General features: G+C 36.9%; 22 protein-coding genes. 9 read left to right on the forward strand and 13 right to left on the reverse strand.

Annotated features, from left to right (window positions below):
* Positions 1–115: 115 nt before the first annotated feature.
* Positions 116–1099, reverse strand: coding sequence for a LacI family DNA-binding transcriptional regulator (locus BLR36_RS13285; RefSeq protein WP_093062226.1), 984 nt, complete (start codon positions 1097–1099; stop codon positions 116–118).
* A gap of 203 nt (positions 1100–1302) precedes the next feature.
* Between BLR36_RS13285 and BLR36_RS13290 the strand changes: the two genes are divergently transcribed.
* Together BLR36_RS13290 and BLR36_RS13295 are read left to right on the forward strand one after the other, a co-directional pair.
* Entirely contained in the window at positions 1303–2271 is a 969-nt protein-coding gene (locus tag BLR36_RS13290; protein ID WP_093062227.1) for a sugar phosphate isomerase/epimerase family protein, read from the forward strand.
* 229 nt (positions 2272–2500) lie between these two features.
* Positions 2501–3115, forward strand: a complete 615-nt coding sequence (locus BLR36_RS13295; protein ID WP_093062228.1) for a hypothetical protein — start codon at positions 2501–2503, stop codon at positions 3113–3115.
* A 639-nt stretch (positions 3116–3754) separates the two neighbouring features.
* Here BLR36_RS13295 and BLR36_RS13300 read toward each other — a convergent pair.
* A complete protein-coding gene (locus tag BLR36_RS13300; RefSeq protein ID WP_093062229.1) occupies positions 3755–3961 on the reverse strand; it encodes a hypothetical protein in 207 nt (68 codons plus the stop codon).
* Between the two features lie 508 nt (positions 3962–4469).
* On the opposite strand from BLR36_RS13300, the gene BLR36_RS13305 reads away from it, so the two are divergent.
* The 4 genes from BLR36_RS13305 (at position 4470) to BLR36_RS13320 (ending at position 7771) form a co-directional block, all read left to right on the forward strand.
* Positions 4470–5606 (forward strand): betaine/proline/choline family ABC transporter ATP-binding protein, encoded by a 1137-nt coding sequence (locus BLR36_RS13305; RefSeq protein ID WP_093062230.1) that lies wholly within the window; start codon positions 4470–4472, stop codon positions 5604–5606.
* On the forward strand, positions 5599–6252 hold the full coding sequence (locus BLR36_RS13310) for an ABC transporter permease (RefSeq protein WP_093062231.1): 654 nt from the start codon (positions 5599–5601) through the stop codon (positions 6250–6252). The genes BLR36_RS13305 and BLR36_RS13310 overlap by 8 nt, the downstream gene beginning before the upstream one ends.
* Before the next feature lie 10 nt (positions 6253–6262).
* Positions 6263–7156 (forward strand): glycine betaine ABC transporter substrate-binding protein, encoded by an 894-nt coding sequence (locus BLR36_RS13315; RefSeq protein WP_093062296.1) that lies wholly within the window; start codon positions 6263–6265, stop codon positions 7154–7156.
* A 381-nt stretch (positions 7157–7537) separates the two neighbouring features.
* Positions 7538–7771, forward strand: coding sequence for a hypothetical protein (locus tag BLR36_RS13320; RefSeq protein WP_093062232.1), 234 nt, complete (start codon positions 7538–7540; stop codon positions 7769–7771).
* A gap of 85 nt (positions 7772–7856) precedes the next feature.
* Here BLR36_RS13320 and BLR36_RS13325 read toward each other — a convergent pair whose 3' ends face one another.
* From BLR36_RS13325 to BLR36_RS13375, 11 genes are all read right to left on the reverse strand, one after another.
* Positions 7857–8630: an HAD-IIB family hydrolase gene (locus tag BLR36_RS13325; protein ID WP_093062233.1), complete on the reverse strand. Its 774-nt coding sequence runs from the start codon at positions 8628–8630 to the stop codon at positions 7857–7859.
* 286 nt (positions 8631–8916) lie between these two features.
* Entirely contained in the window at positions 8917–9450 is a 534-nt protein-coding gene (locus tag BLR36_RS13330) for a flavin reductase family protein (RefSeq protein WP_254771416.1), read from the reverse strand.
* 3 nt (positions 9451–9453) lie between these two features.
* Positions 9454–9963: a GNAT family N-acetyltransferase gene (locus BLR36_RS13335; RefSeq protein WP_093062234.1), complete on the reverse strand. Its 510-nt coding sequence runs from the start codon at positions 9961–9963 to the stop codon at positions 9454–9456.
* A 21-nt stretch (positions 9964–9984) separates the two neighbouring features.
* Complete coding sequence (locus BLR36_RS13340) at positions 9985–10695, reverse strand: amino acid ABC transporter permease (protein ID WP_093062235.1); 711 nt, start codon at positions 10693–10695, stop codon at positions 9985–9987.
* Positions 10696–10715: 20 nt separating this feature from the next.
* A complete protein-coding gene (locus BLR36_RS13345; protein ID WP_093062236.1) occupies positions 10716–11420 on the reverse strand; it encodes an amino acid ABC transporter permease in 705 nt (234 codons plus the stop codon).
* A gap of 18 nt (positions 11421–11438) precedes the next feature.
* Positions 11439–12224, reverse strand: coding sequence for a transporter substrate-binding domain-containing protein (locus BLR36_RS13350; RefSeq protein ID WP_093062237.1), 786 nt, complete (start codon positions 12222–12224; stop codon positions 11439–11441).
* 59 nt (positions 12225–12283) lie between these two features.
* Positions 12284–12547 (reverse strand): glutaredoxin family protein, encoded by a 264-nt coding sequence (locus BLR36_RS13355; protein WP_093062238.1) that lies wholly within the window; start codon positions 12545–12547, stop codon positions 12284–12286.
* A 16-nt stretch (positions 12548–12563) separates the two neighbouring features.
* Complete coding sequence (locus BLR36_RS13360; protein ID WP_093062239.1) at positions 12564–13571, reverse strand: LLM class flavin-dependent oxidoreductase; 1008 nt, start codon at positions 13569–13571, stop codon at positions 12564–12566.
* A 24-nt stretch (positions 13572–13595) separates the two neighbouring features.
* A complete protein-coding gene (locus BLR36_RS13365) occupies positions 13596–14348 on the reverse strand; it encodes an amino acid ABC transporter ATP-binding protein (protein ID WP_093062240.1) in 753 nt (250 codons plus the stop codon).
* 31 nt (positions 14349–14379) lie between these two features.
* Positions 14380–15708 carry an LLM class flavin-dependent oxidoreductase gene (locus tag BLR36_RS13370; RefSeq protein ID WP_093062241.1) on the reverse strand — a complete coding sequence of 443 codons (1329 nt, stop codon included), beginning with the start codon at positions 15706–15708 and terminating at the stop codon, positions 14380–14382.
* Positions 15709–15869: 161 nt separating this feature from the next.
* A complete protein-coding gene (locus BLR36_RS13375) occupies positions 15870–16745 on the reverse strand; it encodes a LysR family transcriptional regulator (protein ID WP_093062242.1) in 876 nt (291 codons plus the stop codon).
* A 517-nt stretch (positions 16746–17262) separates the two neighbouring features.
* Between BLR36_RS13375 and BLR36_RS13380 the strand changes: the two genes are divergently transcribed.
* From BLR36_RS13380 to BLR36_RS13390, 3 genes are read left to right on the forward strand one after another with little or no spacing between them, the layout of a single operon-like run.
* Positions 17263–18399 carry a betaine/proline/choline family ABC transporter ATP-binding protein gene (locus BLR36_RS13380; protein WP_093062243.1) on the forward strand — a complete coding sequence of 379 codons (1137 nt, stop codon included), beginning with the start codon at positions 17263–17265 and terminating at the stop codon, positions 18397–18399.
* Positions 18392–19045: an ABC transporter permease gene (locus BLR36_RS13385; protein ID WP_093062244.1), complete on the forward strand. Its 654-nt coding sequence runs from the start codon at positions 18392–18394 to the stop codon at positions 19043–19045. Before BLR36_RS13380 ends, BLR36_RS13385 begins: the two co-directional genes overlap by 8 nt.
* 9 nt (positions 19046–19054) lie before the next feature.
* Positions 19055–19948 carry a glycine betaine ABC transporter substrate-binding protein gene (locus tag BLR36_RS13390; RefSeq protein WP_093062245.1) on the forward strand — a complete coding sequence of 298 codons (894 nt, stop codon included), beginning with the start codon at positions 19055–19057 and terminating at the stop codon, positions 19946–19948.
* Positions 19949–20155 lie beyond the last annotated feature (207 nt).

Genomic DNA, 20155 nt, shown 5'->3' on the forward strand with positions numbered 1-20155 from the left:
CCCCCTTGAATTTAATGAACTGCTCCCCTTTTGTAATCGATTACATAAGTAACTAAGGGCAACGCTCTATTATTAAACTCTTTTAATAACAGAGCGCTGATCTTAGTTGTAATTCTTATGTAGACTCTCGAAGGACTAGCTCATGATTCAAGATGACATTATCGACATGCTCTCCTCTGATCTTATCGATTAACATTTCGCCTGCCACAGTACCCATCTTAAACATAGGCTGTGCAATTGTAGTAAGCGTTGGATTTGTCATACTAGAAAAATCAATTTTATCAAAACCTACTACTGCTACATCATTTGGCACATGTAATCCAGATGCATTAATCTCTTTGAGTGCACCAATTGCTAATAGATCTGATACCGCAAATATAGCTGTCGGGCGATCCTGAATCGCTAATATCTTTTTCATAGCTTGCTGACCATGCTCAAACCCTAGATGCTTTGTATAAATTATATAATCTTCGTTCAAGGGTATACCGTGCTCCTCTAATGCTCGTTGGTATCCCATTTCCCTCTGTCTCGCATATAAAAATTTCTCGTCGGAATTCATGAGTGCAATCTTTTTATGACCTATTTGTATCAAATGCTTGACCGCTCGATAAGAGGCTTCTTCATTATCTATCGATACGTAAGGAATCCCACTATCGAGGTTATACTCACTACATTGAATAATGGAATATTTTTCAGCTAACTCTTTCAATGTATCGATATTAACCGCTGGATCCATTGAAATAATTCCATCCGCCATCTTTTTCCTCACTAGGTCAAAGTAAATATTTTCTTTCTCCGGATTTGAATCAGTTTCACACAATAGTATGTTGTAGTTTTGACTAAGGGCGACCTGTTCAATTCCTTTAATAATTTCTAAGTAGAAAGGGTTAGAAATGCTCGGAATCAATATTAATAAAATCCTGCTTTCTGAATTTCTTAGGTTCCTGCCCAACATACTAGGCTCATAATTTAAATTTTTTATAGCCTCTTCTACTTTAATACGTGTTTTGGACGATACTGTATTTTGTCCGTTAAGTACTCTGGATACTGTGGCAACGGAAACTCCTGCTTGTTTAGCCACTTGTTGAATGTTTGCCATCTACGTAGTCTCACTTTCTCTGACTTCATCAAAAACCTCAAAATGAAATCGTTTACATCCATATGGTATTATATTCCGAATTATTCGTCAATATTAATTTTTTATTTCTGAAAAACTATTGATTTACAGGAATATTTTCTATATGTTAATAATGTAACGGTTTACATTACTGTATATTCTGATAAGTTTAGGAGGTTAATATTTTGAAATTAGGTGTATTTACGGTACTCTTCTCCGATAAAAGTTTTGAAGATATGTTAGGCTATGTTTCTTCTAAAGGAATAGAAGCGATTGAACTAGGTACTGGTGGATATCCAGGAGACGCTCACTGTAAGGTGGATGAATTGTTAAATGATGAAACGAAATTAGAAAGTTTTAAGCAAAAGATCAGTGACTATGGATTAACCATCAGTGCGCTAAGCTGTCATGCAAACCCGCTGCATCCACAGAAGAAAATTGCAGAGCCTGCCGATGAATTATTTATAAAAACACTTCATCTTGCATCAAAGTTAGGTGTGGCCGTAGTAAATACATTCTCGGGTTGCCCGGGAGATCATGAAAATGCCCTTTATCCTAACTGGCCGGTAGCCGCATGGCCAAATGATTTTCAAGAAATATTAAAATGGCAATGGGAAGAAAAACTAATACCATACTGGAAAGAAAAAAATGATTTAGCACAGTCACTTAACGTGAAAATTGGATTAGAATTACATGGGGGATTCTCTGTACATACTCCTGCTACACTACTGCGCTTAAGAGAAGCCTGTGGACCGATGATCGGCGCTAATCTTGACCCTAGCCATTTGTGGTGGCAAGGTATTGACCCAGTGGAAGCTATAAAAATACTTGGCCGGGAGAATGCCATCCATCATTTCCATGCAAAGGACACTATTATTGATCAGCAAAATATGAATCGAAATGGACTCACAGATATGACCGACTATGCCGATATGCGTGATCGCGCTTGGTATTTTAGATCCGTCGGCTTTGGACACGATCAAAAAACGTGGGCAGACATCATTAGTACTCTACGATTATATGGCTATGATTATGTAGTAAGTATCGAACATGAGGACGGATTGATGTCAATCGAAGAGGGTTTCACGAAAGCAGTTGAAAACTTAAAACCAGTTATTGTGAAAGATTCTATTGGTCAGATGTGGTGGACGTAATCGGAATGATGAATAGGAAATAAAGTTAGCAACATAAAAAGCCGTTCTTCTGTTCAATCAGAAAACGGCTTTTAGTCGATTTGGTAATATCCTTTTAAGTGGTACTATCAGATACAGCCTTTCTAAACAAAGAGTCTCAAAATGTCCCTACATTTTAATGTTAAAAGACCGATAATCATAGTAAGATTGTCTTCAATTTTCATACTCAAAATGTTAGGAGAGGATTTAGATGGAAGTAAATAGAAATACTAATGTTAATAGCCGGGACCTATATTCTAATCAATCAACTAGAGTATCAAAAAAACAAGATCCTATCGAATCAAGTATATTACCAAGCAAGGATAAAGTGGAAATATCTAGTGAAGCTTTAACCGCTGCTTCAAACACAAAATCTCCCTTAAAAATGACTGAGGCGGAACGCAGTACATTAATTGAACAATTAAAAACAGAGCAAGAACAAAACAAACAAAAATTAATTGATTTTGTACGTGAATCATTTGCTACACAGGGAAATAGTTTGTCCAGTATTAATGATGTATGGAAATTCATCGCTAGTGGTGAGTATACGGTAGATGCGGAAACTAAAGTAGCAGCAACTGAAGCCATATCAGAAGATGGCGAGTTTGGAGTGAAAAAAACCTCTGAACGGATCTTCGAGTTCGCATTAGCCTTAACTGGTGGAGATGAAAAGCTCATGAAGAAAATGCAAGAAGCTGTTACAGAAGGATTTAGTCAAGCAACAGCTGCATGGGGCAAGGAATTACCAAGCATTACAAAGGATACTTTTGATGCAATTACCCAGAAATTTGATGATTATTATAGCAGCTTAAAAGTAGATATATGAAGATTCTTTTTGGCAGAACGAAACCTCCAAAAGACTGAGTCAGAAGTGTTCTCCATAAATCCAAAAACTAGCTCCACGTCTACGGTAAATGTGGGGACACAAATTGCAAATCGAATCATGATTTAGTACGAATCGCAAATGGATCACCCTGAATCGCAAGATCGACTTTGGAAATCGCAATATACTTCGGGGAAATCGCAAATGCCGTACCGAAAATCGCAAGTCGAATCGAGTTTTAGCACGAATCGCAAATAGATCACGCTAATTCGCAAGGTCGACTATGAAAATCGCAATTTACTTCGGGGAAATCGCAAATGTCGTACCGAAAATCGCAAGTCAGTCGAGTTTTAGTATAAATCGCAAATGGATTACGCTGAATCGCAAGGGACTTTGAAATATTAGTTGTTCGGAGTGGAACAGCGACTACCCACCGACAAGCGCTTGGGGAAAGACTACACCTCTATCCATGCCCGCAGTAAAGGAGAACAAAGGCTACGAACTAGACATAAAATAAAGCAGTTCCAATTTTACGATGGAGTAATATTGGAACTGCTTTTAATTTTTGAGATGTGTTTTGTATACCAATGAATGCTATACAACTACCACGGAATGTCTCTTACACAAAGAAAAAACGATTTCTTATTTGAAATCGTTTTTCGAAGCTTTATCTGCTTTGATGCCTTTTGCTAAGTATATGATGAGCGTTACTGTTCCTGCAGCAGCTATAACCATGCTGATCAAGAAACCTGTAATCCATATATTAAAACTCATTGTTAAATCTGCAAACATAAAAATAGCGAGCATCAATGCACCTATAAACATTAGGACTGCTCCGAGTATTTTCAATGGTGAACCTCCTCTAGCTGGAACGCCAGTACTCATCTCATCTTACCTAATTTACGGATGTTTCCGCAAATAATTAATAGCATTGATGAGTACTAGCCGTTAATAAAATTTTAGTACGATTTAAACTTGTTAAACGGTTAAAACTGTTTTTAGTTGGAAATCCCTTTGCATAACTAGGATATAAGTGTTACCCTTAGAGAAGAAATTATTTACATAATTGATTTTATTCTAAAAAGCCAGACGATTTTCTCCCACCTTATTCAATTCACATTCTACGGGAATCCATCCTATGCAGATGACAAATCCGCACCAATTGCTATTTACTTCTCTCGTCTTAGGTAGCTACCATTTTGATAAAATCACATGTTGAAACATTTGCTGTATGTCTTAGCAATGGCATAGAGACGCCTCACTTTTCCCGCTCTGGAATTGTAGGTAGTCCTTTTTTTGTACGGCAAAATAATGTAAATATTTTACTATTAAATAATTATTAACCAAGGAGGTACAAATGATTAAATTCGAACAAGTAAGTAAAGTGTACACAGACGGCTTTAAAGCGGTAGATTCCGTTAATTTTGAAGTTCCAGAGGGTGAATTTTTAGTTCTTATTGGACCTAGTGGTTCTGGAAAATCAACAACTATGAAGATGATTAATCGAATGATTCCACACACAAACGGAACTATATCCATTGATGGAACTGATATTAAAAAGTTAAATCCTTCCGAACTACGTCGCAATATCGGATATGTTATTCAACAAATTGGACTCTTCCCCCACTACACGATTGAAAAAAATATTGCAATTGTTCCAGAACTAAAAGGTTGGGACAAAGAGAAAATCAAAACTCGAGTTAGAGAGTTACTTAAAATGGTTGACCTTGATCCAGATATTTATGCAAGTCGTTACCCTAAAGAACTTTCAGGTGGACAACAACAACGAGTTGGAGTGGCAAGAGCTCTAGCATCTGACCCTCGTGTCCTTCTCATGGATGAACCCTTTGGTGCCTTAGATCCAATAACCCGTGATCAACTACAAGATCAAATAATCTCTTTACAAAGAAAACTAAAGAAAACAATTGTTTTTGTGACACATGATATGGATGAAGCATTAAAACTTGGTGACCGTATTGCAATTATGAAAGACGGAAATCTACTTCAAATAGACACCCCGGAGAAAATATTACTAGAACCTGCTTCCACTTTTGTAGAGGACTTTATCGGTAAGGACAGAATTATACAAAATCCTGAGCTTATGCCTGTTGTCAGTGTAATGACAACAAAAGTAGTAACCTCTGTGCTTGATCGCTCACCCGAAAAAGCTTTGTTAAAGATGCGCCAAGAAAAAATTACTTCGTTAATCATTGAAGATGAGCAAGACGATACATTTGTTGGTCTAATCTCTGCTTATGAATTAATTAAAAAAGTAAGCTCCATTCAGTCAATTGAGGAAATCCTGATAGTCCCTGAGCACACTCTGACTGATAAAGCCTCGGCTAAAGATGCAATTATGATGATGCCCAATGTAAAATACGGGGTTATACCGGTTTTAAACGAAGCAAAAAAAGTAGTTGGAATAGTGACTCGTGGTACGTTACTCACTGCTTTGTCCAGTCAGTGGACAGAATTGGAGGGTATAAATGAATAATTTAAATATATGGGAACAATTTATGCAACAAGCAGAAATGCGTTGGTCAGAAGTAATAGAAGCAACTTCCGTGCATATACAATTAGTTTTCTTTTCTATGCTAATTGCTATTGTACTTGGAATTGGTTTAGGAATTTTAATAACCCGAGTTCCACAGCTCTCAACAGTAGTACTCGGTGGTGCCGGTATCATGCAAACCATTCCGAGTTTAGCACTATTAGGTTTTATGATTCCTATTTTCGGTATTGGTGTAAATACAGCAATCGCCGCTCTATTTTTGTATTCCCTACTTCCAATAATAAGAAACACATATACAGGTATTAAAGATGTCAACAAAGCAACTGTAGAAGCTGCGAAAGGGATGGGGATGACTAGTCTACAAGTACTGTTAAAAGTTGAACTACCCCTAGCGATTCCAATGATTATGGCTGGCGTTCGTACTGCCGCTGTTATTAACGTCGGAACTGCTACACTTGCGGCGTTTATCGGTGCTGGTGGTCTAGGTGATTTCATCTTCCTAGGAATTACTCGCGGTATTGATGGGTTAATTTTACTTGGTGCTATTCCAGCAGCGATGTTAGCAATTATTTTGGAGATATTCTTCACTTATCTGGAACGTTGGACGACACCGGAAGGGTTAAAATAAGGTGATTCATATGACGAAAAAAACGTTTATAAAATGCATAACATTACTACTGTTAGTTACTACACTGTCAGGCTGTATATTCATCGAAAAGGATGCCTTGATCGTAGGGTCTCGAAATAATACGGAAAGTATTATTTTATCAAATATTATGGGACAATTAATTGAGGAAAAAACAGGGATTGATGTAATCTATAAAGAAAACCTTGGTGGATCTAACGTTGTTTGGACTGCTATGTTGAATGATAAAATTGACATAATTGCTGACTATACAGGCACTATCGTTATAAACTATTATCAAGAAACTGCTGGGAATGCAGACGAAACGCTAGCGAAAACAAAAGAGTTAGTTTCAGCGGATGGCATTACGGCCCTAGAATCTTTTGGATTCAACAATACGTATACATTAGCGCTCGATGAAGCTGAGGCTGAGTCATTAGGAGTAAAAACATTTAGTGACTTTGCGAAAGTTTCGGATGATTTTATACTAGGTGCTGTATTTGAATTTATCGATCGTCCCGATGGATTGCCAGGGTTTCAAGAAGAATACGATCTACAATTTAAGGATGTAAAAGGAATGGACCACGGAATTATGTATCGTTCCATCAATTCTAAAGAGGTAGATGTAATTAACTCTTATACAACCGATGGGCAATTACAAATGTATAATTTACGTGTGTTAGAAGATGATAAGAGCTATTTCCCACCTTATCATGCACTTCCCTTAGCACGTACAGAAATATTAGAACAATACCCGGAAATTGAAGAAGTACTTTTAGAACTAGCAGGTAAAATTGATGAAACAGCGATGCAAGAAATGAATGCAAAAGTGGATAATGAAGGCCAGATGGTTGAACTTGTTGCGAAAGAGTTCCTTCAAGAAGCTGGATTTATTAGTAAAGAATAGATATGCTGAAAAACCGATTCCTTTTTGGGAATCGGCTTTTTTATACACTCGCTATGTAAGTACTTTTCGAAATTGCGTCTAGTATAGATACAATTAAAAGGCTATGTTAAAGGTAAAGGTTGATTTAAAATGGACTAAATATGAGATGGGAGTGTGTCTCCAAGCTCATTGTATTTTGATGTCAGTTTTTCTTACTAAAGCACCCGTTAGTTGAATAAGCACCTGCCCATTTATTACAAAATTATTGTCGAACTGCTAAGTAATTTTCCCAATATACAAGCACAACAACGTGTGTTAAGCTTCACCAAAGTCCAACAATAGTACTGGGAACATCTAGACTGTTATTAGTTATCTTCCACTATCGAGGAAGGAGACAAGAAAATGTCAAAAGAAAAACTACTAAGAATGCTAGAAACACTTTGTAAATTCAACAATGTTCAAATCCAATATACATTTAGCACTGACGACCAGCCTCAAATCACCGTGAAATGTGTAAAACATTCTCGGACAATCGAAATCACCTATCTCGCGTCTCAAACTATTAAATTATTTGATAACTTTGAAGAAGCTGTAGCAGCTATTCAACAAATAATAAATGCTCATGCATCTGCATAAACCTCTTACTCTTTAAGAGGTTTTTCTATATCACATTTTGAGTCAAATGTGATATAAAAACTCTCCTTCGTTAGTGAAATAAGAACTATACTTGGATTGGTCTATATTCCTTTAAAATAGTAAGTATTTTTTCTGCGATTTCCTGTTCGTAATCCCCACTCAATGAAATAATCTCTTTTGCAAATGGGGCTAAATGTTCGTGATAGCCAATCATAACTGTATGCAATGCGTTTTCAAACATTGATATATCATTCGCATCGTTCCCAAAAGCAATATATGTATTTTCTTCTATCCCAAGAGTCTTTAAAGCACTCCATTTATTTATCCCACTTGGGCTGATATCAAGTACATTCTCGTTACCATGTTTATTTACATATACATTAAGTTTTGAAAGTTTATCTGCTAATTCATCCATATTATTTGAGGTTAGAAACAGAACTTTAACTACTGAGTCAAGAGATTCTAAGCTAACCATTTCCCCTAATTTTGCAGGGTCCAAATTTTGAAGTATAGGATGTGTATCTGGTCCAGTATAAGCATAGTTCCAATCACCATCTATTAGATAAGTAGCATTATATTGATTAACAAGTTTTTTAATTTCAGTAATATCATTTGTTGAAAATGAATTAGATTTGATTACTTTTCTTTCTTTTGAGATTAAAGATCCATTTCCCCCAATCATTGTATAATGATGAAACGTTTCGTCTATAACAGGTAGCATATCTCGAATAGGTCTTGCAGAAGCAAAAATGACCTCAATACCCGCTTTTGTCAATTCCGACAATGAATGAAGTATCTTGCTAGATACTGGTTGTCCTTTAAAACAAACTGTTCCATCTAAATCAAAAACAAATTTCAATATTCTCACTCACTTTCATACTAAATCTCTTTAAATTATACTTCAAAAAGAAAAGTAATTGTCTTCTTAAAACTAACCTGCCGCGTTAGTTTAAGTGAACACTTTCACAATCTTATATTTATTTTAACATACATACCAAGTTGTATATAAAGAACCCATTCTCCAGAGTCCTCAATGATTAATCAACCTTGTCCTTTAACAGAGCCATTTAAAACTGTCTTTTGTTTTCTTTAAATACATCTAAAAAAAACGATTCCTTAGTTGAAATCGTTTTTCCATCTATCTACTATACATTCGCTACCTTCTTATAAAACTCTTCAGGAATCGTTCCAAAATTTCGTTTGTGGTAAAGCAATGGGTTTTTGTCTTCATTGGTAATATGAATAACTTTTCCGATGAAAATAATATGATCACCTGCATCAATTTTGTTATATACCTCACATTCCAGCTGTGAGAGTGCACCTGGGAATACAGGTAACTGTCGCTCGGACTCTTCCCAAACACATTGACCAAATCGATCCGGCACTTTCGAAGCAAAAAGGCTACACAAGTTTTCTTGGTCGTCCGCTAAAATATTTATAGCAAATTTACTCGTCTGTATAAACGGGTCGTATAAGCTTGAATTTTTATCGAGGGACCATAAGATGAGTAAAGGATCAATCGAAACTGACGCAAATGAATTCGCCGTTAATCCTACTGGTTTATTGTTTTCATCCAAAGTCGTAATAACTGTTACACCTGTCGGATAATTTCCTAATGCTTTTTTAAATTCTACCTGTGAAATAGTCTCCACTTCCCATTCTTTTAGATTTTTTACCAAAGGTTATATATCATATCTAAAACACTTTACAACAAAGTTTAGTTTGTTAAAGTCCTTGGATGTATCTCGTTTAAACCCTAGCCATTCATATAACCGCATCGCATCTGCCATAAGGTCAGTCGAATGCAAGTAAATATGGTCAGCTCCTTTTTCACGAGCATACCCAATACTTTCTTTTAACAATGCTTGGGCAACGCCTTTTCCTCTCGCGGAAGGACTTACACCAAGCATACGAATAATTGGAGAGAAAATGGCTAAATCAGGTATATGATATGCAGTGTCGGAGTTCGTAAACAGCTGCAAGCTTCCTAAAATTTCTGCTCCATCTCTAGCTACTAAAATCCGATCGACGAATGGATTATGCACGGAATCCCTCAAGCTTTCTGCATAATCTCGCCAGCCTTTCTTACTTTCATATGACTCCTGATACTGCGAGTAGCTTTCTACAAGCAACTCACTAACCTGCTCAAATTCCTCTACTCGAATGTCATCGATTGTAATTACACTTCCCATAGATCCTAACCTCCTTATACTTTAAGCAACTCCGCCCTTGCTATATTCCCTCACTCTTTTTTCGATAAGATGAGAGATTCCTTCAATAATAATTGAAAGACCCCAATAAATGATTCCAGCCGCTATAAATGCTTCTAAAAACTTCAAGTTTGAGGATGCCACGATATTAGCCGTTCCAGTTAGTTCTTTTTGCGACACAAGAAAAGCAATAGACGTTAAGTGTAAAAATCCAACCGAAATATTCGTTAAATTCGGGATCGATGCAGCTAAAGCCTGTGGAAAAAGTATCCTTGTCATCGCTTGGTACGTGCTCATCCCAATCGAATGTGCAGCTTCCATTTGCCCTTTTGCCACACTCGATATACCGGAGCGAATTATTTCAGCTAGATACGCTCCCGCTGTCAGGGATAAGGCGAACAGTACAAAAACGATAATTGGGATCGAACTCGTTTGAAACGATATATTTAGCGATGCAAAAATTCTATCTAGCAGTAAAGGAATACCAAAGTAAATGAGCATTATATGCATAATAGCTGGCGTTCCTCTAAAAAAGGAGACATAGCCGTTTGCGATGGAATATAACCCCTTCACCCTGTACTCTCTTATTAACGTAACTGCTAACCCGATAAAGAAACCAAAAATGATGGGAACTATGGCTAACATCAATGTTAATGGGATTGCTTTTGCTATCTCTTTAAAAGCCACCCATATAAATGGAATATCAATTCCCATAGCTGTTAACTCCTTTACGATCAAGCAACCGATGCTTCCGTTCCTTGATAACGATTAGTATATTTCTCAAAAAGTCTAAATCCTTTTTCTAGAATGAGGACTACAACGTAATAGATTACCGACAAAGCAATATATACCTCTAATGCATGTGCAGAGGACGCTATTAACGTTTCCCCTCTACCCATCATGTCCATAATTCCAATTGTAAAAGCTAACGAAGTATCCTTTAATGATCCTATAACCGTGTTTGCGATATTTGGAAATGCCACTCGGATAGCCTGAGGAAATACAATTCGCGTGAAGTTATGGAACGGAGTCATCCCAATCGAATAAGCTGCCTCTGTTTGACCAAATTCTACTGCGTTAATAGCTCCACGGAATATTTCTGCAAATATTGCTCCATTACTAATTGAATACGTAATAATAACAAAGAAAAAAGCATCCATTCTTGTAATATCGATATGGATTAATGCTAGTAAAGCTGGTAATCCGTAATACACGAGGAACAGCTGAATAATAATCGGTGTTCCTCTTATGAATGAAATGTATATGGTAACAAGTTGCTTTAAAACAGGAATGTTAAACAGCTTTGGGATCGCTGCACCTATACCTATTAGGACGCCAAACAGAATAGATACCGCTAAAATCTCGAGCGTCACACCAAGATATTTTAATAATGTCGGGATAAATTCCAATATTAATGAAGGGTCAAATACCTTTCCCATGCTTAAACCCCTCCTTCTTTAGAATCCTACTGTGTAATCTGCTCCAAGCCATTCTTCACTTAGTGCACTTACTACCCCTTCTTCTTTTAGCTCGATCAACGCTTCATCGATGCTATCAGATAGCGCTGTATTTTCCTTTTGAAGCAAGAAAAATACTTTCGAATTTAACAGTGACTCCCCGACAACCTTTTGCTGTGCGTCTGCATATTTGTTATTGAATTCTGCTGCAAATGGTGTAGAAATAGTTGCATCTACTCGACCAGTACGCAGCTGGTTGTTAATATCCGTTGTGCTATACACGATTTCTGCACCTAAATTATGCTCTTTGTTATACTTTTCTATAAAAATTGCTGCATTGCTCGTTGCTGTGGTTGCTATTTTTTTGCCTGCTAAATCTTCAATCGATTGAATATCATTATTATTTTCGTTCACGACAATTTGTAACGGGAAAACATTATACGGCTCCTTGTTGAACAAAAATTTCTCCTGACGCTCTTCATTTACTTCCATTTGATGGGCAACAACATCGATTTTATTGGTTTCTAAGCTTAGCAAGAGGTTAGTAAAGTCCATCGTTTTAAATTCAAATTCATAATCCTCTAGCTTTTCATCGATCGCACGCACTAATTCCACATCGTAGCCGGTTAGTTTGCCATTTTCATCAATGAAGCAAACATTTGGAAATTGGGTTCCTGTTCCTACAATTATCTTTTGTACTCCTGATTTGGACTCTGCTACGTTAGAAGAGCACGCTCCTAAAAATGCTACCGCCAATACCAACGCAACTAATACTAATTTCTTCAAGTTGTATCCTCCTTTTTTATTAAACCTATAGATTTAGTCGGTATTTAGAATAAAAAATTTTACGCATGCACACCCGCTAAGGCTGCGATTAGGTGTTCGATTCCTACCTCTGTCACACCTTCGTATACATTGTTTTGACCGATTTCTACCACTGGGACATGACGAACTCCGTATTTGGTATGTAAAATATCCCGGTAATCATCATGAATCGTTACATCTACTGTTTTATATTCAATATTTTGTTCAGCTAAATATTCCTTCACTTCGTTGCAATAACTACACCCTTGCTTTGACCAAACTACTACTGATATTTCTTGTGCCATTTTTATACCTCCAGAGTTATGAATGTACTGCTAATTGGTTTATATACTTTGGGCTTAATAATTTAAACGAGCGTAAACGTTCTTCGGCACTAGGTATTGGAGTGTGGAGGATAAACTCATCTGCTCCATATAATTCATGTAACTCATCTAAGCTAGCCTTTACTTGTTCAGAAGTTCCATAAATAATATCTGCATCAAATTCTTTTACTTCATATCCTTCACCTGATTCTATGCCGAATTTTTCTGCCTGTTCCACAGTTTGAAGTGTTAATGTGCGTCCACTTGCTAAAACAACTTTTACAATTTTTTGTTTTCCTGCAAGCACCTTTGCTTCTTCTTCGGTCGGTGCTGCAATGACTGCAACCGAAACGATAAATGTACCTTGCGGATAGTTGTCGCGATACGTTTTGGCTGCGTCCCTTAAAACCTCCTGATCACTATTAAAGAATTTTGCAAACGCAAAGGAAATTTTTAAGTCTGCTGCTAGCTTCGCACTATTGACACTCGCTCCTAGCAAATACGTTTCTGGTTTTGTAGGTGGTGTAGGAGTAGCTTTGATACCTGCGAATTCATGTATTTCAGGGACTGCGTTATGGATTAGCTGCTGTAGAAACGTTAAACGCTCCTCAAAATCCTCACCGGTGTTTACCGTACCGTATTGTAATGCTTTTGTTGAAAGCGGTAATCCCCCAGGTGCTTTTCCGATGCCTAAATCTACCCTTCCAGGCTCTAATGTAGAAAGAACATGAAAATTTTCCGCTACTTTATAAGGACTATAATGCTGGAGCATAACACCACCAGAGCCGATTCGTATGCTCGATGTTTTTGCCAGCAGGTAGGAGACCAACACTTCCGGAGAGGAACCAGCTACTAAATCTGAATTATGATGCTCCGAAACCCAAAATCGTTCATACCCCCACTCTTCTGCTTTTTTTACTAAGTCTACAGTCTTTTGTAATGTATCAAAGTTGGATACCCCTTCAATTACTGGACTTTGATCTAATATGCCAAGTTTGTAACTCATATACTTCCCTCCTATTTAGCTCTCTTAGATGGAATACTCTAATTCCGGTGTCATTCTCTTCAAAAATTGTTTCGTACGTTCCTCCTTAGGAGCTGTGAATATATCTCGTGGATGTCCTTCCTCCACTACGACACCGCCATCCATAAAAATTACTCTTTTAGAAACCTCTCGAGCAAAATTCATCTCATGCGTCACGATAATCATCGTTATCCCTTCGTGCGAGATTTTACGAATCACATCTAATACTTCCCCGACAAGCTCGGGATCAAGAGCAGATGTTGGTTCATCGAAAAGTATCACCTGCGGGTTTAACGCTAGTGCCCGAGCAATCCCTACCCGCTGCTGCTGTCCTCCTGATAACTGAAGAGGATAACTATCCGTTTTCTGCTCTAAGCCAACCTTTTTTAGCATTTCTAATGCAATTTCACGAGCTTCTTTGACACTTTTCTTTTGTACTACAACTAAGCCCTCCATCACATTTTGTACAACTGTTTTATGCTGAAAAAGATTATAGCCTTGAAAAACCATTGCGGATTTTTTCCTTATACTGTAAATATCTTTCTTATGCACTTTTTTGGAATCTATTGTGATATTATCTATCGTTATAGTGCCTTCATCTGGACGCTCTAAATAGTTTAAGCACCTTAGCAAGGTTGTTTTTCCTGATCCACTTGGTCCTAAAATAGAAATAATATCCCCTTTATTGACCTGTATATCAATCCCTTTGAGTACTTCGTTTTTTCCAAACTTCTTGTGAAGGTTAGAGATTTCAATCATCTTATCCCTCTTTTCTTATTTCGGAATGTTACTAAACTAGCTCTTTCACATAACGACTTTCTAAAAACGGAAGTCCTAAATTCCCTCTTAATGTATCTGCTTCATATTCTTCACGATATAGACCACGCTGCTGTAAGATTGGTACAACCTTTTCCACAAAGATATCTAGTGTATTCGGCACCTGTGTCGTAATGATAAATCCATCTGCGCCACGTTGCTCAAACCACGTTTGTATGACATCAGCAATTTTTTCAGGTGTGCCGATAAACGCTGAACGAGGTGTTGCTTCTCTTAAAGCAACCTGACGTAGCGTTAGGTTTTGCTCCTTGGCCTGCTGTTTAATGCGGTCTGTATGACTCTGAAAGCTGTTTTTCCCCAACTCACCTAAGTCTGGAAATGCTTCATCCAGTGGATATTGTGAGAAATCATGATGCTCAAAATAACGTCCTAAGTATGCTAAAGCTTTATCGATCGATACTAAATTAGCAATTTCTTCATAGTTTCTCTCAGCCTCTTCCTCTGTATCACCGATAATTGGAGAAATACCTGGGAATATATTTAGCTGTTCAGGATTGCGTCCAAATTCTGCAGCTTGCTTCTTCACATCTGCATAAAATTTCTGGGCCGATTCAAGTGTGGAAGGCGCGGAAAAAATAGCATCTGCTCCTTTTGCTGCAAAACTTTTACCAGCTCCAGAGGAACCTGCTTGGAAAACGACAGGCTGACCTTGTTTAGAACGTCCAATATTTAGAGGCCCCTGTACAGAAAAGTATTCACCATTATGATTTAGTTGATGTAGCTTTGATGGATCAAAGAAAATATCATTTTCTTTATCACCTACAAATGCATCATCATCCCATGAATCCCAAAGCCCCTTTGTTACTTCTAAATATTCCTCTGCAATTTTATATCGTGTTGCATGATCTGGATGCTGATCAATTGTTTTATTGTAATTTAAAGCTGAGCTCTCCAAAGGGCTTGTTACTAAGTTCCATCCTGCACGCCCTCCACTAATATGGTCGAGTGATGCAAATTGACGAGCAATTGTAAATGGATCACTGTAAGAAGTCGATACTGTACCGACAAGTCCAATACGAGAAGTTACCGCTGCAAGAGCAGATAAAATAGTCAAAGGTTCAAAACGATTTAAAAAATGAGGAATCGATTTTTCATTTATATATAGTCCATCTGCGATAAAAACGAGGTCAAATTTACCCTCTTCCGCTTTTTGCGCCTGTTGCTTATAAAAGTCGAGTGACACACTAGCATTTGTTTGCACCTCTGGATGTCTCCAGCCAGATATATTACCTCCAACCCCGTGGATCATCGCACCAAACTTAATCTGTCTTTTATTCGTCATGTGAAAACCTCCCATTTCAATCAGATTATAATACCTAGTTAACTAATATGAATAATCAGACATTTGTAATGTGTATTATCCTATCATCTATTAGTGAACTAAAGCAATACTTTTTCTGATAGAAAAAAATAAAGGTTTGATAGGAAAACTCTATCAAACCTTTAAAATGCTTTTAAAGAGCTTTGTATTTCTTCCCAAATAGGAGAAATGACAACGTCCTCTTTCGTATAGGCTAGGAATATATGCTGTTTTATTTGGATTAAATGGGAGACATCCACCTCAAGTAGCTCTCCATTTTCTAACTCTTTTTTGATGCATAGATATGGTAAAAACCCGATTGCACATTGACTTTTTATAATAGATTTTGCCACTTCTAAATGATCTACTTGAAACTCAATCTTAGGCTCTACTTTTTCTACCTCAAATAATTTATGCACGCGATTCCAGTCAAACGCTCCGCATTCGAAAAACACGAGTGGCTCTTCTGCCAGTCTACTAACTGTAATATTTTGTTGCTCTAATAGGGCATGGCCCGGATATACAACAAGCTTTACAGAATTATCTAATGCTTCCTGTGTGTGCAAATTATCATGCGATAGATTTCGAATAAAAGCTAAATCTACCTGTTTATGTAGTAGTTTTTCTAATAACAGATCATTGGTTCCCGATACAAATTTGAAATGCACATCAGGATTACTTTTTTTCCATTGTGGCAGCACATATGGGATGAAATATTGCGAGGTCACCACATTAGCACCGATGACCATTTCCTCCTGTTCATTTCGCTCCTTCATTTGTTTCTTTCCTTCTTTATATGTTTGTATAATTTGCTCTGCAAATGGAATGAATGCTCGACCTTGCTCGGTGAGTATAAGTCCTCTGCCTTCTCTCGTAAATAATTCGGTACTCAGTTCTCTCTCTAGCGTTTTAATCCTGGCAGTGACCGTTGGCTGGGATAAAAACAAGGCACTTGCTGCTTTATGAATACTCTTCAAATGCACAACATACATAAATGCTTCTAAATGATCAATATTCATTTCCTTACCTCATTTCACTCATTATTAAATATTTAAACATCTTTCCTCTAATACTAATTTAACTAATCCGACTGGTAAAGTATGAATTTTAAGTATATAACAATAAAATATTCACTAATTAAAATAAATAGAAATTTATGGAATTTTAAACTATCGTCCCTTTTTGGAAGTCCTTTTGCTTTACTAGGTAAGTAATGTTATCATTAATTAAAGAAATATTTATATAATTGATTTTATTCTAAAAAACCAGGCGATTTTCTCCCATCTTTTTCTATTCACACTCTACGGGAATCCTTTCTCTGCTGATAATAATTCAGCACCTATTGCTATTTACTTCTCTCGTCAACGGTAGTTACCATTTTGATAAAATCACACTTTGAAACATATGCTGTATGTCTTGGCAATGACATAGAGACGTCTTACTTTTCCTCCATTGGAATTGTAGGTTGTCCTTTTTTTATGTTCTCAGAACTGTAAATATTTTCTTTTTAAACAACTATTAACCAAGGAGGCATATATGATTAAATTTGAACATGTAAGCAAGGTATACAGTGACGGCTTTAAAGCAGTGGATTCTGTTAATTTTGAAGTTCCAGAGGGAGAATTTTTAGTTCTTATTGGACCTAGTGGTTCTGGAAAATCAACCACCATGAAGATGATTAATCGCATGATTCCCCATACAAACGGGACTATATCTATCGATGGAAATGATATTACGAAGTTAAATCCTTCAGAGCTACGTCGTAATATAGGATATGTTATTCAACAAATCGGACTCTTCCCCCATTACACAATAGAAAAAAATATCGCTATAGTTCCCGAACTAAAAGGCTGGGACAAAGAAAAAATCAAAGCTCGAGTAAAAGAGTTACTTTTACTGGTTGATCTTGATCCAGAAATTTACGGTAGTCGTTATCCTAAAGAACTTTCAGGGGGACAGCAACAGCGTGTAGGAGTGGCAAGAGCTCTGGCATCCAACCCTCGTGTCCTGCTCATGGACGAACCCTTCGGCGCCTTAGATCCAATAACTCGTGATCAACTACAAGACCAAATAATTTCTTTGCAAAGAAAGCTAAAGAAAACAATTGTTTTTGTAACACATGACATGGATGAAGCATTAAAGCTTGGTGATCGCATTGCGATTATGAAAGATGGAAATTTACTACAAATAGATACCCCAGAGAAGTTATTACTAGAACCCGCTTCCACTTTTGTAGAGGAGTTTATCGGTAAGGACAGAATTATACAAAACCCTGAACTTATGCCTGTAGTTAGTGTAATGACAACTAAAGTAGTTACCTCTGTACTTGATCGATCTCCCGAAAAGGCATTATTAAAGATGCGCCAAGAAAAAATTACTTCGTTAATCATTGAGGATGAGAATGACGATACATTTATCGGGCTCATTTCAGCCTATGAATTAATAAAAAAAGTAAACTCTATTCAGTCTATTGAAGAAATCCTAATTGTTCCAAAGTACACTCTTACTGATTCAGCCTCAGCTAAAGATGCAATTATGATGATGCCAAATGTAAAATACGGTGTCATACCAGTTTTAAATGAAGCAAAAAAAGTAGTTGGAATAGTGACTCGTGGTACGTTACTCACTGCTTTGTCCAGTCAGTGGACAGAATTGGAGGGTATAAATGAATAATTTAAATATATGGGAGCAATTTACTCAACAAGCAGAAATGCGTTGGTCAGAAGTTATAGAGGCAACTTCTGTTCATATTCAATTAGTTTTCTTTTCTATGATAATCGCAATTGTACTTGGAATTGGTTTAGGAATTTTAATAACCCGAGTTCCTAAGCTATCAACAGTAGTACTCGGTGGGGCAGGCATCATGCAAACCATTCCAAGTTTAGCTCTTTTAGGTTTTATGATTCCTATTTTCGGTATTGGTGTAAATACAGCAATTGCTGCTCTATTTTTGTATTCTCTTCTTCCAATAATTAGAAATACATATACAGGTATTAAAGACGTGAATAAAGCTACAGTAGAAGCGGCTAAGGGAATGGGGATGACTAGTCTTCAAATACTTTTGAAAGTCGAACTTCCTCTAGCAATTCCAATGATTATGGCTGGTGTACGTACTGCAGCTGTTATTAATGTCGGAACTGCTACCCTTGCAGCGTTTATCGGTGCTGGGGGACTTGGAGATTTCATCTTCCTAGGTATTACTCGTGGCATTGATGGGTTAATCTTACTTGGTGCTATACCAGCAGCGTTGTTAGCGATAATTTTAGAGATATTCTTTACTTATCTAGAACGTTGGACGACACCGGAAGGGTTAAAATAAGGTGACTACATGAATAAACGATTAATTATTAAATGCTTATCACTATTACTAATAGCAACAACACTGTCAGGCTGTATATTCATAGAAAAGGATGCCTTAATCGTAGGGTCTCGAAATAATACGGAAAGTATTATTTTATCTAATCTGATGGGACAACTAATTGAGGAAAAAACAGGTATTGATGTAATCTATAAAGAAAACCTCGGTGGATCTAACGTTGTTTGGACTGCTATGCTTAATGATAAAATTGACGTTATTGCAGACTATACAGGCACGATCGTTATTAACTATTATCAAGGAACTGCTGGTACTGCAGATGAAACGCTAGCTAAAACTAAAGAATTAGTTTCAGCTGATGGTATAACCGCTCTAGAATCTTTTGGATTCAACAATACGTATACATTAGCGCTTGATGAAGATGAAGCTGAGTCATTGGGAGTTAGAACATTTAGTGACTTCGCTAAAGTTTCGGATGATTTTATCCTAGGGGCAGTTTTTGAATTTATCGATCGTCCCGATGGATTGCCAGGTTTTCAAGAAGAATATGATCTCCAATTTAAGGATGTAAAAGGAATGGACCATGGAATTATGTATCGCTCCATTAATTCTAAAGAGGTAGATGTGATTAACTCTTATACAACCGATGGTCAATTACAAATGTATAATTTGCGTGTGTTAGAAGATGATAAAAGCTATTTCCCACCTTATCACGCTCTTCCCCTTGTTCGTACAGAAATACTAGAACAATACCCCGAAGTTGGAGAAGTGCTTTTAGAATTAGCTGGTAAAATTGATGAAACAGCAATGCAGGAAATGAATGCAAAAGTGGATAACGAAGGACAGATGGTTGAACTAGTTGCTAAAGAATTCCTTCAAGAAGCTGGATTCATTAGTAAAGAATAATTATATTGAAAAACCGATTTCCTATTGGAAATCGGTTTTTTGTATGTCCTATATAAGAAACTTTGGGTCTGTTAAAGGCAAGGTTTAGTTTTGACTTAATCTAATGAGTAGGTTAGTTGAAGAAGAAAAAAAGCATTCGTGATCTACTAGAGTTTGTTTATGTGCTGTGTCCAATACAATTTCAATAAAAGGCATAAAGAAATAATA

Origin of the sequence: Psychrobacillus sp. OK028 (genome assembly GCF_900103605.1) — a bacterium.
In the GTDB taxonomy this organism is placed as follows: Bacteria; Bacillota; Bacilli; order Bacillales_A; family Planococcaceae; genus Psychrobacillus.

Bases quoted from the DNA above. Each gene is read 5' to 3' on its own strand.
- BLR36_RS13340 (WP_093062235.1), bottom strand. From the start codon at position 10,695: ATGGGAATTGATATTCCATTTATATGGGTGGCTTTTAAAGAGATAGCA.
- BLR36_RS13365 (WP_093062240.1), bottom strand. From the start codon at position 14,348: ATGATTGAAATCTCTAACCTTCACAAGAAGTTTGGAAAAAACGAAGTA.
- BLR36_RS13385 (WP_093062244.1), top strand. From the start codon at position 18,392: ATGAATAATTTAAATATATGGGAGCAATTTACTCAACAAGCAGAAATG.
- BLR36_RS13345 (WP_093062236.1), bottom strand. From the start codon at position 11,420: ATGGGAAAGGTATTTGACCCTTCATTAATATTGGAATTTATCCCGACA.
- BLR36_RS13375 (WP_093062242.1), bottom strand. From the start codon at position 16,745: ATGAATATTGATCATTTAGAAGCATTTATGTATGTTGTGCATTTGAAG.
- BLR36_RS13370 (WP_093062241.1), bottom strand. From the start codon at position 15,708: ATGACGAATAAAAGACAGATTAAGTTTGGTGCGATGATCCACGGGGTT.
- BLR36_RS13335 (WP_093062234.1), bottom strand. From the start codon at position 9,963: ATGGGAAGTGTAATTACAATCGATGACATTCGAGTAGAGGAATTTGAG.
- BLR36_RS13360 (WP_093062239.1), bottom strand. From the start codon at position 13,571: ATGAGTTACAAACTTGGCATATTAGATCAAAGTCCAGTAATTGAAGGG.
- BLR36_RS13380 (WP_093062243.1), top strand. From the start codon at position 17,263: ATGATTAAATTTGAACATGTAAGCAAGGTATACAGTGACGGCTTTAAA.
- BLR36_RS13305 (WP_093062230.1), top strand. From the start codon at position 4,470: ATGATTAAATTCGAACAAGTAAGTAAAGTGTACACAGACGGCTTTAAA.
- BLR36_RS13285 (WP_093062226.1), bottom strand. From the start codon at position 1,099: ATGGCAAACATTCAACAAGTGGCTAAACAAGCAGGAGTTTCCGTTGCC.
- BLR36_RS13310 (WP_093062231.1), top strand. From the start codon at position 5,599: ATGAATAATTTAAATATATGGGAACAATTTATGCAACAAGCAGAAATG.
- BLR36_RS13315 (WP_093062296.1), top strand. From the start codon at position 6,263: ATGACGAAAAAAACGTTTATAAAATGCATAACATTACTACTGTTAGTT.
- BLR36_RS13355 (WP_093062238.1), bottom strand. From the start codon at position 12,547: ATGGCACAAGAAATATCAGTAGTAGTTTGGTCAAAGCAAGGGTGTAGT.
- BLR36_RS13320 (WP_093062232.1), top strand. From the start codon at position 7,538: ATGTCAAAAGAAAAACTACTAAGAATGCTAGAAACACTTTGTAAATTC.
- BLR36_RS13390 (WP_093062245.1), top strand. From the start codon at position 19,055: ATGAATAAACGATTAATTATTAAATGCTTATCACTATTACTAATAGCA.
- BLR36_RS13295 (WP_093062228.1), top strand. From the start codon at position 2,501: ATGGAAGTAAATAGAAATACTAATGTTAATAGCCGGGACCTATATTCT.